Source organism: Aliihoeflea sp., assembly GCF_052435475.1.
Classification (GTDB): Bacteria; Pseudomonadota; Alphaproteobacteria; order Rhizobiales; family Rhizobiaceae; genus Aliihoeflea.
Genome location: NZ_JBQVMV010000001.1, coordinates 553,179 through 569,279, shown reverse-complemented (window position 1 = coordinate 569,279; position 16,101 = coordinate 553,179). Strand labels below are relative to the sequence as shown.

General features: G+C 65.1%; 10 protein-coding genes. 7 read left to right on the top strand and 3 right to left on the bottom strand.

The window, feature by feature from the left end:
• Positions 1-57: 57 nt before the first annotated feature.
• Complete coding sequence (locus ACT6QU_RS02875) at positions 58-855, bottom strand: DUF1194 domain-containing protein (protein ID WP_444565559.1); 798 nt, start codon at positions 853-855, stop codon at positions 58-60.
• Positions 856-1,004: 149 nt separating this feature from the next.
• Complete coding sequence (locus ACT6QU_RS02870) at positions 1,005-3,524, bottom strand: GcvT family protein (protein WP_444565558.1); 2,520 nt, start codon at positions 3,522-3,524, stop codon at positions 1,005-1,007.
• A gap of 260 nt (positions 3,525-3,784) precedes the next feature.
• Between ACT6QU_RS02870 and ACT6QU_RS02865 the strand changes: the two genes are divergently transcribed.
• Genes ACT6QU_RS02865 through soxG form a run of 4 tightly spaced genes read left to right on the top strand, consistent with a single transcriptional unit; the run spans position 3,785 to position 8,843 of the window.
• A complete protein-coding gene (locus ACT6QU_RS02865; protein WP_444565572.1) occupies positions 3,785-5,044 on the top strand; it encodes a sarcosine oxidase subunit beta family protein in 1,260 nt (419 codons plus the stop codon).
• 10 nt (positions 5,045-5,054) lie between these two features.
• Positions 5,055-5,318: a sarcosine oxidase subunit delta gene (locus ACT6QU_RS02860; protein ID WP_444565557.1), complete on the top strand. Its 264-nt coding sequence runs from the start codon at positions 5,055-5,057 to the stop codon at positions 5,316-5,318.
• The gene (locus ACT6QU_RS02855) at positions 5,315-8,263 is read left to right on the top strand and encodes a sarcosine oxidase subunit alpha family protein (protein WP_444565556.1); all 2,949 of its coding nucleotides are present in this window, start codon (positions 5,315-5,317) and stop codon (positions 8,261-8,263) included. The genes ACT6QU_RS02860 and ACT6QU_RS02855 overlap by 4 nt, the downstream gene beginning before the upstream one ends.
• Positions 8,256-8,843, top strand: a complete 588-nt coding sequence (gene soxG / locus ACT6QU_RS02850) for a sarcosine oxidase subunit gamma family protein (protein ID WP_444565555.1) — start codon at positions 8,256-8,258, stop codon at positions 8,841-8,843. Before ACT6QU_RS02855 ends, soxG begins: the two co-directional genes overlap by 8 nt.
• A 62-nt stretch (positions 8,844-8,905) precedes the next feature.
• On the opposite strand, the gene ACT6QU_RS02845 is transcribed toward soxG, so the two are convergent.
• Positions 8,906-9,616 carry a nitroreductase gene (locus ACT6QU_RS02845; protein WP_444565554.1) on the bottom strand — a complete coding sequence of 237 codons (711 nt, stop codon included), beginning with the start codon at positions 9,614-9,616 and terminating at the stop codon, positions 8,906-8,908.
• Positions 9,617-9,790: 174 nt separating this feature from the next.
• Between ACT6QU_RS02845 and ACT6QU_RS02840 the strand changes: the two genes are divergently transcribed.
• From ACT6QU_RS02840 to ACT6QU_RS02830, 3 genes are all read left to right on the top strand, one after another.
• Positions 9,791-12,244 (top strand): GcvT family protein, encoded by a 2,454-nt coding sequence (locus ACT6QU_RS02840; RefSeq protein ID WP_444565553.1) that lies wholly within the window; start codon positions 9,791-9,793, stop codon positions 12,242-12,244.
• A 10-nt stretch (positions 12,245-12,254) separates the two neighbouring features.
• Entirely contained in the window at positions 12,255-13,439 is a 1,185-nt protein-coding gene (locus ACT6QU_RS02835) for a pyridoxal phosphate-dependent aminotransferase (protein WP_444565552.1), read from the top strand.
• 211 nt (positions 13,440-13,650) lie between these two features.
• Entirely contained in the window at positions 13,651-16,101 is a 2,451-nt protein-coding gene (locus ACT6QU_RS02830; protein WP_444565551.1) for a GcvT family protein, read from the top strand.

Sequence of the window (16,101 nt, the reverse complement as noted above, 5' to 3'; positions counted from 1 at the left end):
CGGAAGCGCAGGAAGCTGTCGCTTGCAGGCCAGCCGGGCCCGGAAATGGCCGTGCCGCTAAGGGTTCGGCCAGTTCCAGCTTCTATTCATCCACCTCTTCTCGCCGATCAGGCAATCATACGCCTCGTCATTCGCCACCTGCACCACCGGCGCGCGTTCCGCATAGCTCTGCCATGTCGGCGACCACGGTCCCGCAAGCTCCAGCACCAGCTTGCGCCGCACAGCCTCCGGAAACTGGCCCCAATCGTTCACCGGAATGACGAACGAGCCCGGCCCGCCGGTCACGCAGTACGAGTAGTATTCATCGAGATCCGGCACGTCGAAGACCGTGCTCATGCCGCCATTGGTCATCAGCGGCAGGCCGTTGACGATAATGCCCTGCGCCACCAGCCGGTCGCGCGCCTCGGCCACCGGGCTGCCCTGGTTGTTGGGTCCGTCGCCGGAAATGTCGACGACGCGGCGCAGGCCGCGATAGCTGCTCTCGGCGAAGAGGTCGCCGGCAAAGTCCAGCGCGCCTGAAATTGACGTGCGCCGTGCGCTGTTGGTGTTCTGCTGGCCGATCAGGACCGCCACGGCCTCGGCGTCCGCGCGCGATGCGATCACCGTCCAGGGCACGACGAGATAATGCGATTCGTCGCCCGCCCATTCGAACATGGCGAGCGCGATTTTGCCGTAGGCCCCGTCCTCGATCGCCTGGATCACGCTCTCATGCGTCAGCGCCGCGACATAGCCATCGCGCTGGATGCGCAGTTCCTCATAGGACATGGAAAGCGACACGTCGGCGGCCAGAACGAGCTGGACGTCGACGATTTCCTGTTCCGCAAAGGCCCGGTCGGTGGAAGCGATTGCCGTCATCAGCGCGAGTGCGACGCTGCCTGTGATCGAAGGAAGGGATCGAACAGTGACGGTCATGTCACGAGGATACGCACGATCCCACAATCACAAAGTGAAAAGCCCGAACGCGCCGGGCTTCTCCATTCACGATGACGTTACGTCAGAGACGCTTACCCATCCGCGCGCAATGCCGCATTTTCCGCGTCGAACGGGCTTTCGGCAATCACCGTCGCCTTGTGCGGCTTGCCGAGAATCTGGATTTCCAGCTCCGTTCCCTCAGCCGCGAACTCCGGCTTGACCATCGCCAGCGCGATGCTCTTGCCCACGCGCCAGCCATAGCCGCCATGGGTCGCGCGGCCGACGAGCACACCGTCCTTGTGGATCGCCTCGTTGCCGCGCGCGTCGCTGTCCGTCACGCCATGCACTTCGAGTGTCACGAAATTCCAGTTCGCGCCGGTCTCCTTCAGCTTCACCAGCGCGTCGCGGCCGATGAAGTCGCCCTTGTCGGGATGGACGAATCGGTCGAGCCCGCTTTCCCAGGCCGAATATTCGATCGAGAGTTCGCGCGGAATGAGCCGGTAGCTCTTCTCGATCGCCATCGCCGTCATCGCGCGGATGCCGAACGGCTTGATGCCGAATTCGGCGCCCGCTTCCATCAGCGCGTCGAAGATCGCATTCTGCTGCTCGATCGGGTGGTGCAGTTCCCAGCCCAGTTCGCCAACGAAGTTGACCCGCAGCGCATGGGCCGTCGCCGTCCCAACGGCAATCTCCTTGCCCGACAGCCAAGGGAAGTCCGCGTTCTTCAGACTGGTGCGGGTGAGCTTCTTCAGGACATCGCGGCTCTTCGGGCCAGCCAGCACGAGAACGCCGTACATCTGCGTGATCGGCTGAAGGACCACCGAACCATCTGTCGGCGCGAGCTTGGCGAGCACGTCATGGTCATGCGCCTCGTAGGCACCGGCCGAGACGAGGTAGAACCGCCCTGGCTTCCATTCATAGACCGTGAACTCGCTCTTTACGCCGCCGGTCCTCGTCAAGAGATGCGTCAGCGCGATGCGCCCGCGCTTCTTCGGAATGTTGTTGGCGAGGATCGACTCCAGCCATGCGCGAGCGCCGGGGCCGGAGACTTCCATCTTGGCGAAGGCAGACATGTCGAGCACGCCGACATTCTCATGCACGTTCTTCACTTCCGCGCCGACATGGTCGAAATAGTTGGAGCGGCGGAACGACCAGCGCTCGACGATCCGGCCATCGTCCAGCGCGGGTGCATGGTTGTGATTGGTCAAGACGTCCGCGCCGACGCCGAGTTCGGCTGCTGGCACCTCGTAGCCTTCTGGCGCGAACCAGTTGGCGCGCTCCCAGCCATAGACCGACCCGAACACCGCGCCCATCTGCTTCAGCCGCGAATAGACCGGCGTCGTCTTCAAGGGGCGCGCGGCGGCGCGTTCCTCGTCGGGATAGTGCATGGTGAAGACGTTGGCGTAGGCTTCCTCGTTCTTTGCCTTGAGGTAACCCTCGGTCGCGTAAGGCCCGAAGCGGCGCGGGTCGACGCCCATCATGTCGATGGTCGGCTCGCCGTCGACGATCCATTCGGCCAATTGCCAGCCGGCGCCGCCGGCCGCCGTCACGCCGAACGAATGGCCTTCGTTCAGCCAGAAATTCTTCAGGCCCGGCGCAGGCCCGATGATCGGCGAGCCATCCGGCGTATAGGCGATGGCGCCGTTATAGACCTTCTTGATGCCGACTTCGCCGAAGGCCGGCACGCGCGCAATCGCCGTTTCGATATGCGGCATCAGCCGCTCGAGTTCCTCCTGGAAAAGTTCGTATTCCGATTCGTCCGAAGGCCCGTCGACATAGCAGACCGGCGCGCCATGCTCATAAGGCCCGAGCAGCAGCCCGCCATTTTCCTCACGCATGTACCAGGACGAATCGCTCTCGCGCAGCACGCCCATCTCGGGCAGGCCCTGCTTCTTGCGCTCGACGATGGCCGGATGCGGCTCGGTGACGATGTACTGATGCTCGACCGGGATGACAGGCACGTTGAGCCCGACCATTTCGCCGGTCTTGCGCGCGAAATTGCCGGTGGCCGAAACGATGTGCTCCGCTTCGATGTCGCCCTTGTCCGTCTTCACCAGCCACTTGCCGTCGGACGTCTGCTCGATCGCTGTAACGGTCGTGTTGCGATAGATCGTGGCGCCGCGGTCGCGCGCGCCCTTGGCCAGCGCTTGTGTCAAATCGGCCGGCTGGATGTAGCCGTCGTCGGGATGCTGGATGCCGCCCAGAAGACCGTCCGTCTCGCACAGCGGCCAGATCTCCTTGATCTGCTCGGGCGTCAGGATATTCACCGGAATGCCCAGCGTCTCGGCGACGCCGGCGTAATACATGTATTCGTCCCAGCGGTCCTTGGTGCGGGCAAGGCGGATATTGGTCACCTGGGAGAAACCGACATTCATGCCGGTCTCTTCCTGGAGCTCCTGGTAGAACTTCACCGAATAGCGATGAATCTGGCCGACCGAATAGCTCATGTTGAAGAGCGGCAAGAGGCCCGCCGCGTGCCAAGTCGAGCCCGAGGTCAGCTCCTTGCGCTCGATCAGGACGACGTCCGACCAGCCCTTCTTCGCAAGGTGATAGAGCGTCGAGACGCCGACCACGCCTCCACCGATGACGACCGCGCGCGCTTTGTCTTTCATGTCCCCGGATGCTCCCCGAATAAGAGATTGGCAGCGCAGCTTTCGTCGTGCGGACTGCATCGAATTTCGCGGACAATAGGATGGCGCGAAAGCCGGTTTCAGGCCTGTTTGCGACATCGCGGAAACGCCCCGCGACGCAGGCGATTTCGCGTTCGCAAAGGTCGGCATAACGAAAGCCGATGGCGCTTTATTTGCGTTGGCCGGCGGGCGTGATCTATACCGTCCCCCAGTCGCAACGCTTCATTCGAGCGGGGACCCGCATGGCCGAATACTCGTTCCTTTCTCTCCTGAGGAACGCCTTCACCGGAAACGAGGACTGGAAACCGGCCTGGCGCAAGCCGGACCCGCGTCCCTCCTATGACGTCATCGTCATCGGCGGTGGCGGACATGGGTTGTCGACCGCCTACTACCTTGCCAAGGAGCACGGCATCACCAATGTCGCCGTGCTCGAAAAGGGCTATCTCGGCTCCGGCAATGTCGGCCGCAACACCACCATCGTGCGCTCGAACTACCTGCTGCCCGAAAATATCCGCTTCTACGAACACTCGCTGAAGCTGTGGGAAAACCTCTCACACGACTTGAACTACAACGTCATGTTCTCCCAGCGCGGCGTCCTCAACCTCGCCCACACGCCCGCGCAGATGGACGAGCATGCGCGGCGCGGCAACGCGATGCGCCACGAAGGCGGCGATGCCGAACTGCTCGGCCGCGAGGAAGTCGCGCGCATGGTGCCCGGCCTCGACATGTCTTCCTCCGCACGCTTCCCCGTCCTCGGCGGCCTGCTCCAGCCCCGCGCCGGCACCGCCCGCCACGATGCGGTCGCCTGGGGCTATGCCCGCGGCGCCGACCGTCGCGGCGTCGACATCCTTGAGAACTGCGAAGTCACCGGCTTCCTGCGCGAGGGCGAGCGCGTCGTCGGCGTCACCACCACGCGCGGCGAGATCCGCGCCAAGAAGGTCGCCGTCGCCGTCGCCGGCTCGACCGGGCGCGTCATGAAGCTCGCAGGCATCGACAATCTGCCGATCGAAAGCCACGTCCTCCAGGCCTTCGTCTCCGAATCGCTGAAGCCCCTCATCAACCAGGTCGTGACCTTCGGCGGCGGACACCTCTACGTCTCGCAATCCGACAAGGGCGGGCTCGTCTTCGGCGGCGATCTCGACGGCTACAACACCTATGCCCAGCGCGGAAACCTGCCGCTGGTCGAGGAGGTGATGAGCGAACTCCTCGCAATGTTCCCCAACCTTGCCCGCGTGCGCCTCCTGCGATCCTGGGGCGGCGTCATGGACATGTCGATGGACGGTTCGCCGATCATCACCCCTGGGCCCCTGCCCGGCATGTTCCTGAACTGCGGCTGGTGCTATGGCGGCTTCAAGGCGACGCCCGCCTCCGGCTGGTGTTTTGCGCACACCATCGCGCGCGGCGAAGCCCACCCCTTGAACGCCGCCTTCACGCTCGACCGCTTTTCCCGCGGCATCCTGATCGACGAAAAAGGCCAGGGCGCCACGCCCAAATGGCATTGAAAGTGCGCCCATGCTGATCGCCTGCCCCTATTGCGGCCCCCGCGACCTGTCCGAGTTCACCTATCAGGGCGACGCCAACCGCACCCGCCCGAACCCGATGTCGAACGACCAGTCGGCCTGGAACGCCTATGTCTACGAGCGCATCAACACGGCCGGCGACCACCGTGAGTTCTGGCAACATTCCGGCGGCTGCCGCGCGCATCTTGCCGTCGTCCGCTCGACGTTGACGCACGAGATCAAGTCCGTCGCCTTCGCCCGCGAGGCCGTGAAATGAGCCCGCGCCGCGCGCATAATGGCGGCCGCATCGACCGCTCGACGACGCTGCGCTTCATCTTTGACGGCACCGCGATGACCGGTCACGCCGGCGACACGCTCGCTTCGGCGCTTCTGGCCAACGGCATTTCGGTGGTCGGCCGCTCGTTCAAATACCACCGCCCGCGCGGCGTCTTTTCCGCCGGCATCGAAGAGCCGAACGCGCTCGTCACGGTCATCAAAGGCAAGCTGCGCGAACCCAACATTCCGGCAACGCAGATCGAGCTCTATGACGGCCTCGCCGTCGAAAGCCAGAACCGCTTCCCATCGCTCAGCCTCGACATCGGCGCGGCGAACGGCCTTGCCGGCAACCTCTTCGCCGCCGGCTTCTACTACAAGACCTTCATGGGCCCGGTCGTCGGACCGCTGAAGGGCACGCGCTTCTGGATGTTCTGCGAGCATTTCATCCGCCGCGCCGCCGGCCTCGGCCGTGCGGGCCATGAGCCCGACACCGACCGCTACGAGAAGATGTATGGCTTTTGCGACGTGCTCGTCGTCGGCTCCGGACCCGCCGGGCTGACGGCCGCGAGGCGCGCTGCGACCGAAGGCAAGCGCGTCTTCCTCGCCGAGCAGGAGCCCGAATTCGGCGGCTCGTTGCGCTGGAAATCCGCCATCATCGACGGCAGTTCCGCTGCCGACTGGGTCGCCGCCACGCTGGTCGAACTCGCCTCCCTGCCCAACGTCACCCTCCTGCCCCGCACCACCGTCTGGGGCTATTACGACGACAACGCCCTCGCCGCCCTCGAACGCGTCACCGACCACAAGGCACACGCCGCCATCGGCGAGCCGCGCCAGCGCCATTGGACGATCCGTGCCAAGGATGTCGTCCTCGCCACGGGCGCCTTCGAGCGCCCCATCGTGTTCCCCGGCAACGACCGGCCCGGCGTCATGCTCGCCGCCGGCGCCGCGCGCTACGCCACCGAATTCGGCGTCCTGCCGGGCGAGCGCATCGCCATCTTCGCCAACAATGATTCCGCCTACGAATCCGCCCTCGCGCTGAAGGATGCCGGCGCCGAGATCGCCGCCATCGTCGACGTCCGTGCCGGCGTCTCCGTCGCGGCGCGCGAACTCGCCCGCGAGGCCGGTGGGGAATTGCTGCTCGGCTACGCCGTCACCAACACGTCCGGCGCGCGGCGCCTGCGCGAGATCGAGGTCCAGCCCTTTGCGGATGGAAAGGTGAAGGAGGGAGCCACGCGTGCCTTCGCCGTCGATTGCCTCGCCGTTTCCGGCGGCTGGTCACCGGCGATCCACCTCGCCAGCCAGGCCGGCCACGCGCCGCAATGGGACGAGGCTTTGCAAGCCTTCCTGCCACCCGCGCCCACACAGCGCTGGACCGGTGCCGGCGCCTTCACCGGCGCATTCTCGACGGCGTCCGCGATTGGCGGCAACATCGCCGTCAACGAGCCCGAAATCGAATACGAACCTGCCCCGGTCTTCGAAATCCGCCCGACCGGCAAGAAGTCCGGCAAGGCCTTCGTCGACCTCCAACACGACGTTACCGCCTCCGACATTCGCCTCGCACACCGCGAAGGCTTCCAGTCCGTCGAGCACCTGAAGCGCTATACGACGCTCGGCATGGCAACCGACCAGGGCAAATCGTCCAACGTTCCCGGTCTTGCGATCATGGCCGCCGCACGCGGCCTGCCGATCCCGGAAGTCGGCACCACCCGCTTCCGCCCGCCCTTCTCCGCCGTCTCGCTCGGCGCGCTCGCCGCCGACCGGCACCGGCATTTCAAGCCCGAACGGCTGACGCCGATGCACGACTGGCACGTCGCGCGTGGCGCGCGCATGTATGCCGCCGGCCTCTGGTATCGCCCGATGATCTACGGCACCGGCGGCGAGACGGTCGAGCAGGCCTATGTCCGCGAGGCCAAAGCCGTGCGCGCCTCCGTCGGCATCGTCGACGTCTCGACGCTCGGCAAGATTGCCGTCCAGGGCCCCGACGCTGCCGAACTTCTCGACCGCGTCTACACCAACATGTTCTCGACGCTCCCCGTCGACAAGGCCCGCTATGGCCTGATGCTGCGCGAGGAAGGCATCGCCTTCGACGACGGCACGACATGGCGGCTCGGCGAGCACGATTTCCTGATGACGACGACCACGGCCAATGCCGGCAAGGTCATGCAGCATCTGGAATATTATCTCGACTGCGTCTGGCCGGATCTGCGCGTCCACGTCACCTCCGTCACCGACGAATGGGCGGGCGCGGCGGTCGCCGGCCCGAATGCCCGCCGCGTGCTCGAAGCCTGCGTCGACGGCACCGGCGTCGACAATGACGCGCTCCCCTTCATGGGCATCGTCCGAGGCGAGATCGCCGGCGCGCCGGTCATGATCTGCCGCCTCTCCTTCTCGGGCGAACTCGCCTATGAGGTCTATTGCGGCGCCGGCCACGGCCAGCACGTATGGGACGCGCTGATGAATACCGGCCAGGCTTTCGACATCGTCCCCTATGGTCTCGAGGCGCTTGGCACGCTGCGCATCGAAAAAGGCCATGTCACCGGTGCGGAGATCGACGGGCGCACGAGCCCGCGCGATCTTTACCTCGACTGGATGCTGTCGAAGAAGAAGCCCTATATCGGCTCGGCCATGGTCGACCGCGAAGGGCTCGTCGCGTCCGACCGCGTCCGGCTCGTCGGCGTCGTCGCTCTCGACGACCGACCGCTCCAAGGCGGCGCTCACATAGTCGAACGGCTCGGCGAAGAGCCGCGTGGATCGATCGGCCACATCACCGCCTTCTGTTTCTCGCCCGCGCTCGGCAAATACATTGCGCTTGCAATGGTCAAGGGCGGCAAGGCCCGCCATGGCCAGCGTGCCTTCGTGTCGGACCCGGTGCGCAACCGCTACGGCCCTGTCGAGATCGTCAGCCATCACTTCTTCGATCCCGAAGGGAGCCGCATGCATGGTTGAGATCGTCTCCCCGCTCGAACCAGTCTATCGTCGTGGCGCGCACGGCAATCGCGACGGCGGTTCTCGCATCACCCTGTCCGAAACCCAGCCCGGTTCCATCGTCCAGCTCGCCGCATGGCCGGGTCAAGATGACGCCATGCGTGCGGTCGTCAAGACCGTCACCGGCCTTGACGTCGTTGCCGCTCCGGGCGCCGGCGCGGTGGATGAAAGCAGCGCCGCCTTCGCCTTCGCCCCCGGCCGTTGGCTCGTCGTGGATCAGGCCGAAGGCGTCGGCCAAACGTTTCGCGATAAGGTCAGTGCCGATCTCGGCACGGTCTGCGACCTCTCGCACGGCCGCACCGCCATCGCCGTCGAGGGCGAGAAAGCGGAACGCCTCCTGTCGAAATTCTATGCCCTCGATTTCTTCCCGGGCGTATTCCCTGTAGGCGGGGCGAAATCTACCACGCACCACGACGTCTTCACGCTCATCCAGCGCACAGGTACCGACCGTTTCGAACTCTACGTCTACCGCTCCTTCGCCCGCTCGTTCTGGCACCTTCTCTGCGCCAGCGCGGAAGAGTTCGGCTACACGGTCGAGTGATAGGCAGCGCCAGTTGTCAGCGGCGTCTTACGGCCGAGCTTTGCACAAGGTGACCCCCACCCTCACTTCACGAATGAAACGAATTCCTCAAGCGGTGCCCGCTCCGACCGAAGGCTGTTTTCCGGCTTCGTTTCATCCTCGTAACCTAGCGCCATGCCGCAGACGATGATTTCCTCACCGGGAATGTCGAGCACCGGCCGGATCTGCCTGTGATATGGCGCGAACGCGGCCTGCGGGCAGGTGTGCAGGCCCCTGCCCCGCGCCGCGATCATGATCGATTGCAGGAACATGCCGTGGTCGATCCACGAGCCCGTGTTCAGCCGCCTGTCGATGGTGAAGATCATGCCGACCGGCGCGTCGAAGAAGGAGAAGTTGCGATCGTGCTGCGCGCGCATCCGCTCGACCTCGCGCTTGCCGATGCCTAGCAGGCTGTAGAGCGCGAACCCGACAGCGCGCCGGCGCGTCAGATAGGGTTCGAAAAACTGGTCGGGATAATATTTGTATTCGTCCCAGGCGATCTTCTCGGCGCGGATGCCTGAATCGAGGATCGCGTCGGTCACCGCCTGTTTCTTCTGGCCAGTGACGACATAGACTTTCCAGGGCTGCATGTTTGTGCCGGAAGGCGCGCGTGCGGCGATTTCGAGAATATCGCGGACGGTCGCCTCGTCCACCGGCGTCGGCAGAAAGGCGCGCACCGATTTCCGCGAATTGATCGCCTCGTCGACGATTGCGGATTCATCGATGATGGAAGTCTTGGTGTCCGGAGCCAACATCCGAAATTCCTTGCGTTGCAGGGCGCGACTCAACCCGAGGCGCCCGGTTCGCCGGGGCAGCGTGCCCCGCATAGGCCATGCCATGCCAGTGCGCAAATCCTTTGAGCCAGCATCGCGAAAGCTGTTGCCTTTTCCACCGCCCCTTGCACCCTTCCGGCAAAAAGGGGGAAATCGATGAGCGAACTGCCAAGCCAGGCCCGCGTGGTAATCATCGGTGGTGGCGCGGTCGGCGTCTCCGCGCTCTTCCATCTCGCCAAGGCCGGCTGGACCGATTGCGTTCTTCTGGAGAAAAACGAGCTAACTTCCGGCTCGACATGGCATGCCGCCGGCAACGTCCCGACCTTCTCCTCGTCCTGGTCGGTCATGAACATGCAGCGCTATTCGGCGCAGCTCTATCGCGGATTGGCCGACGAGGTCGGCTACCCGATGAACTACCACGTCACCGGTTCGGTCCGTCTCGCCCACACACATGAGCGGATGCAGGAGTTCGCGCGCGTCAAATCCATGGGCCGCCACCAAGGCATGGACATCGACATTCTCGGCCTCGACGATCTCAGATCGCGCTACCCGTTCGTTGAGACCCACGACCTCAAGGGCGCGCTCTACGACCCGAACGATGGCGATATCGACCCCGCGCAATTGACGCAGGCCCTCGCAAAAGGCGCACGCGACCTCGGCGCGAAGATCGTCCGCTTCTGCCCCGTCACCGGCGTCCGCCGCGAAAAAGACCTCTGGAAGATCGCGACGCCGAAGGGCGAGATCGCGTGCGAATTCGTCGTCAACGCCGCCGGCTACCGCGCGGGCGAAGTTGGTCGGATGTTCGGCCGCGACATCCCGATGATGGTGATGAGCCATCAATACATCCTGTTCGAGGAAATCCCCGAACTCGCCGCCTGGACGAAGGAGGTCGGCCACAAGCTGCCGCTCCTGCGCGACGTCGATTCCTCCTATTACCTGCGCCAGGAAAAATCCGGCATGAATCTCGGTCCCTACGAGCGCAATTGCCGCGCGCACTGGGCGAACGCCGCCGATCCGATGCCCGACGATTTCTCCTTCCAGCTCTTCCCCGACGATCTCGACCGCCTCGAATGGCACCTCGAAGACGCCGTCAAGCGTGTGCCCATCCTCGGCACCGCCGGCCTGTCCAAGATCATCAACGGCCCGATCCCCTACACGCCTGATGGCAACCCGCTGATCGGCCCAATGCCGGGCGTGCCGAACGCCTTCGAGGCCTGCGTCTTCACCTTCGGCATCGCGCAGGCGGGCGGGGCCGGCAAGGTTTTGGCCGAATGGGTCACCCAAGGCGCGACCGAATGGGACATGTGGTCCTGCGACCCACGGCGTTTCACGAGCTTCGCCGCCGCGCCCGACTATGCCGTTGCCAAGGGCATGGAGGTCTACGGCCACGAATACGCCATCCACTTCCCGCGCCATGCCTGGCCGGCGGGCCGCCCCGCCAAGCTCTCCCCCATCCACGACCGCATCGCCGCCCTCGGCGCCCAGTTCGGCGCCACCAATGGCTGGGAACGCACCAACTGGTACGCACAGCCCGGCGACGACACGTCTGAAGAAGCAACCCAGACCTTCAACCGCGACGGCCCCTGGCAAAAGCGCATTCGCGAGGAATGCCACGCCGTGCGCGACGCCGCCGGCATCCTCGACCTCCCCGGCTTCTCGCGCTTCCGCCTGCAAGGCGACGGCGCGCGCGACTGGCTGGCCACGCTCGTCACCGGCAATGTCCCAGCACCCGGCCGAATCGGCCTTGCCTATTTCGCAGACGCCAAGGGCCGGCTCGTCACCGAAATGTCGATCATGGCGCTTGGCCACGACTTCTTTTTCCTGATCACCGCCGCCGCAGCCGAACGACACGACTTCGAGTGGTTGTCGAACCATTTGCCGCAAGGCTCCGCCATCTCGCTGCAAAACGTCACCGACGCCTTTTCCTGCCAGATCCTCACCGGCCCCGCGTCACGCGCCATCCTGTCCGAAATCACCGACGCCGACCTGTCGCAACCCTGGCTCACCCATCAATCCGCGCAGATCGCCGGCCACTGGTGCCAGCTCGTCCGCGTCTCCTTCGCCGGCGAACTCGGCTGGGAAATCCACACCAAGACCGACGACACAGCCCCCATCTTCGATGCCGTCTGGGCCGCCGGTCAGAACCACGGCCTCGAGCCCTTCGGCATGTTCGCGCTCGATTCGCTGCGCCTCGAAAAGGGCTATCGCGGCTGGAAGCAGGACCTGTCGACCGACTATTCCGTCCTGCAATCCGGCCTCGAACGCTTCGTCAAATGGGACAAGCCCGACTTTCTCGGCAAAGCTGCGCTGGCCGCCGAAAAACAGCGCGGCATCACCAGGCACTTTGCCCTCCTCACCCTCGACGCCCCCGGCGACTGCGACGCGCCCTACATGTCGACCGTCTGGCGCAATGGCGAAATCGTCGGCGAAACGACCTCCGGCGGCTGGGGCCACCGCGTGGACCAGTCGATCGCCCTTGCCATGCTGCGCTCCGATTGTGCAGAACCGGGCACCACGGTCGAGGTCGAAATCTTCGGCGCGCGCTTTTCCGCCACGGTCCATGGCGACGCGCCCCTCTGGGACCCGGCCAACGCCCGACTCAAAGCCTGAAGGTTCTGCCATGCCCACCCCGTCCACCCGCATTTCCGGCATCATTCCCTCCGGCAAGGATGGCTGGGAGGTGCATTTCGAGGCCTACACGCGCAAGCAGGCCGGCGAGGCGATCACCATGCTGTCGGTCGGCGACCATGATTTCGACACGCCGAGCGAGACGGTCGAGGCGTGCGTGCGCGAGGTTCGCGCCGGCCACCACCACTATACGAACCTGCCCGGCATACCGCGCCTGCGCCGCGCCATGGCCGCCGTCTCGGCCGAATCCACCGGCGTCCCCACGACCGCCGACCAGGTCCTCGCCACCCCCGGCGGCCAGTCCGCGCTCTTCGCCGCCGTCACCGCGACGCTTGATCCCGGCAGCCACGCCATCGTCGTCGCGCCCTATTACGCGACATATCCCGGCACGTTCCGCGCCGTCGGCGCCGGCTTCACCGTCGTCGAAACCCGCGCCGAAGACGGCTTCCAGCCCGACGCCGCCGCCATCGAAAAGGCGATCGAGCCCAACACCCGCGCGATCCTCATCAACTCGCCGAACAACCCGACCGGCGCGATCTACACCCGCGAAAGCCTCGAAAAGCTCGCCGATATCTGCATCCGCCACGATCTCTGGCTGCTCTCCGACGAAGTCTACTGGTCGATCACCGGCGGCCGCGAACACGTCTCGCCGCGCGCCCTGCCCGGTATGAAGGAGCGCACCCTCGTCATCAATTCCATGTCGAAGAGCCATGGCATGACCGGCTGGCGCATCGGCTGGCTCACCGGCCCCGAACCGATGATCTCGCTCCTCATCAACCTCAACCTCGTCACCACCTACGGCCTGCCAGACTTCGTCTCGCGCGCAGCAACGGATGCCCTCGAAAACCGCTACGGCGTCGACGACATCGCCGCCCGCTACGCCGCCCGCCGCACGATTTTCCTCGACGCGCTGGCTGGGGCCAACGACATCGTCGTGCGCGGGTCCGAGGGTGGCATGTACATCATGCTCGACATCTCCGCCGTCGACCCGGATTGCGAAGCCTTCGCCTGGGCGCTGCTCGAAGCGGAAAAGATCGCCGTCATGCCGGGCTCCAGCTTCGGCGACGCCGCCAGCGGCCACATCCGCATCAGCCTCACCCAGCCCGACGACATCCTCCGCGACGCCGCCATCCGCCTGAAACGCTTCGTCGGTGGATACAAGCGGAACGCGGCGTAGTGGAGAGTCGGCTACCCCCACCCCGCACCCCTCCCCATAAGGGGGAGGGAGACCGACACGCAGCGACCCATTCTGCACCGTCGCTCCAGGCGGAACCGCGAAGTGGACGCCCTCCCTCCCCCTTTTGGGGAGGGATAAAGGGTGGGGGTTCCCACGCGCAGTCGTCTCGGATTCCCGTCACGCCCGACCCTCAAGCACCAAAGGTCACCGCATGACCGCCCTCCCCGCCCGCGCCCGCGCCGTCATCATCGGCGGCGGCATTTCCGGATGCTCCGTCGCCTACCATCTGGCAAAGCTCGGCTGGCGCGACATCGTGCTTCTCGAGCGCAAGCAGCTCACCTCCGGCACGACATGGCACGCTGCCGGCCTCGTCGGTCAGCTTCGCGCCTCGCGCAACATGACGCGGCTGGCGAAATATTCCGCGGATCTCTACACCAAACTCGAGGTCGAAACCGGCGTCGCCACCGGCATGCGGCAGGTCGGCTCGATCACCGTCGCCCTCACCGACGAGCGCAAGGAGGAAATCTTCCGCCAAGCCTCGCTCGCCCGTGCCTTCGATGTCGACGTGCGCGAAATTTCGCCTGCCGAGGTCAAGGAGATGTACCCGCATCTCAACATCGACGGCGTCAAGGCCGGCGTTCACCTGCCGCTCGACGGCCAGTCCGACCCCGCCAACATCGCCATGGCACTCGCCAAGGGCGCCCGCCAGAACGGCGCGGCCATCGCCGAGAACGTCAAGGTCACGGCGGTTCACAGCAAGAACGGCCGCGTCTCCGGCGTTTCGTGGGAGCAGAACGGCGAAGCCGGCACGATCGAAACCGACATCGTCGTCAATTGCGCCGGTATGTGGGCGCGCGATCTCGGCGCGGCCTCGGGCGTCACGATTCCGCTCCACGCCTGCGAGCACTTCTATCTCATCACCGAGCCTATCGCGGACCTCGGCCGCCTGCCCGTCCTGCGCGTGCCGGACGAGTGCGCCTATTACAAGGAAGACGCCGGCAAGATGATGCTCGGCGCGTTCGAGTCCAAGGCCAAGGCTTGGCCGCCGATCGGCGAGCGCATCCGCGAAGATTTCTGCTTCGACCAGTTGCAGGAGGATTTCGCCCATTTCGAACCGATCCTCGAAATGGGCGTCAACCGCATGCCGATGCTGGGCTCGGCCGGCATCCACACCTTCTTCAACGGCCCCGAAAGCTTTACGCCCGACGACCGCTACTATCTCGGCGAGGCACCCGAGCTTGCCGGATACTGGGTCGCAGCCGGCTACAATTCCATCGGCATCGTCTCGTCCGGCGGCGCCGGCATGGCGCTCGCCCAGTGGATGAACGATGGCGAGCCGCCGTTCGACCTGTGGGAAGTCGACATCCGCCGCGCCCAGCCCTTCCAAAAGAACCGTGCCTATCTGCGCGAACGCGTCTCCGAAACGCTCGGCCTCCTCTATGCCGACCACTTTCCTTACCGCCAGATGGAAACCTCGCGCGGCATCCGCCGCTCGCCCCTCCACGAACATCTGAAAGCGCGCGGCGCGGTCTTCGGCGAGGTCGCCGGTTTCGAGCGCGCGAACTGGTTCGCCAGGGACGGCCAGGAGCGCGCCTATCGCTATTCCTGGCAGTGGCAGAATTGGTTCGACAACCAGCGCGACGAGCACTTGGCCGTTCGCAACAATGTCGGCCTGTTCGACATGACCTCTTTCGGGAAAATCCGCGTCGAAGGCCGCGATGCCTGCGTCTTCCTCCAAAAGCTCTGCGCCAACGATCTCGACGTCGCCCCCGGCCGCATCGTCTACACGCAGATGCTCAACGCACGCGGCGGCATCGAAAGCGACCTCACCGTTACGCGGCTCTCGCAAACCGCGTTCTTCCTCGTCGTGCCCGGCGCGACGCTCCAGCGCGATCTCGCCTGGCTGCGCCGGCATCTGGCCGACGAATTCGTCGTCATCACCGATGTCACCGCCGCCGAAGCGGTCCTTTGCCTCATGGGCCCGCGCGCGCGGGAAATGATTCAATCCGTGAGCCCCGACGATTTTTCGAACGAAACCAATCCGTTCGGCACGTTTCAGCATGTCGAGATCGGCATGGGCCTCGCCCGCGCCCATCGCGTCACCTATGTCGGCGAACTTGGCTGGGAACTTTACGTCCCGACCGATCAGGCGGCCCATGTCTTCGAGGCCATCGAACAGGCAGGCGCCGATTTCGACCTGAAACTCTGCGGCCTCCACACGCTCGATTCCTGCCGCATCGAAAAGGCGTTTCGCCATTTCGGCCACGACATCACCGACGAGGATCACGTGCTCGAAGCCGGCCTCGGCTTTGCGGTGAAGACGGCCAAGGGCGATTTCATCGGCCGCGATGCCGTGTTGCGCACCAGGGAAGCCGGCCTGTCGCGCCGGCTCGTCCAGTTCAAACTTACCGATCCGCAGCCGCTGCTCTTCCACAACGAGGCGATCGTGCGCGACGGCGAGATCGTCGGCACGATCACATCCGGCAATTACGGTCACCATCTCGGCGGCGCGATCGGCCTTGGGTACGTGCCGTCGAAGGGCGAAACGGCCGACGCCCTGCTGGCCTCGACCTACGAGATCGAGGTGGCGGGCATTCGCCACCCCGCAACCGCCTCACTTAAGCCGATGTACGACCCGGCCTCCGAACGCGTGCGGATGTAG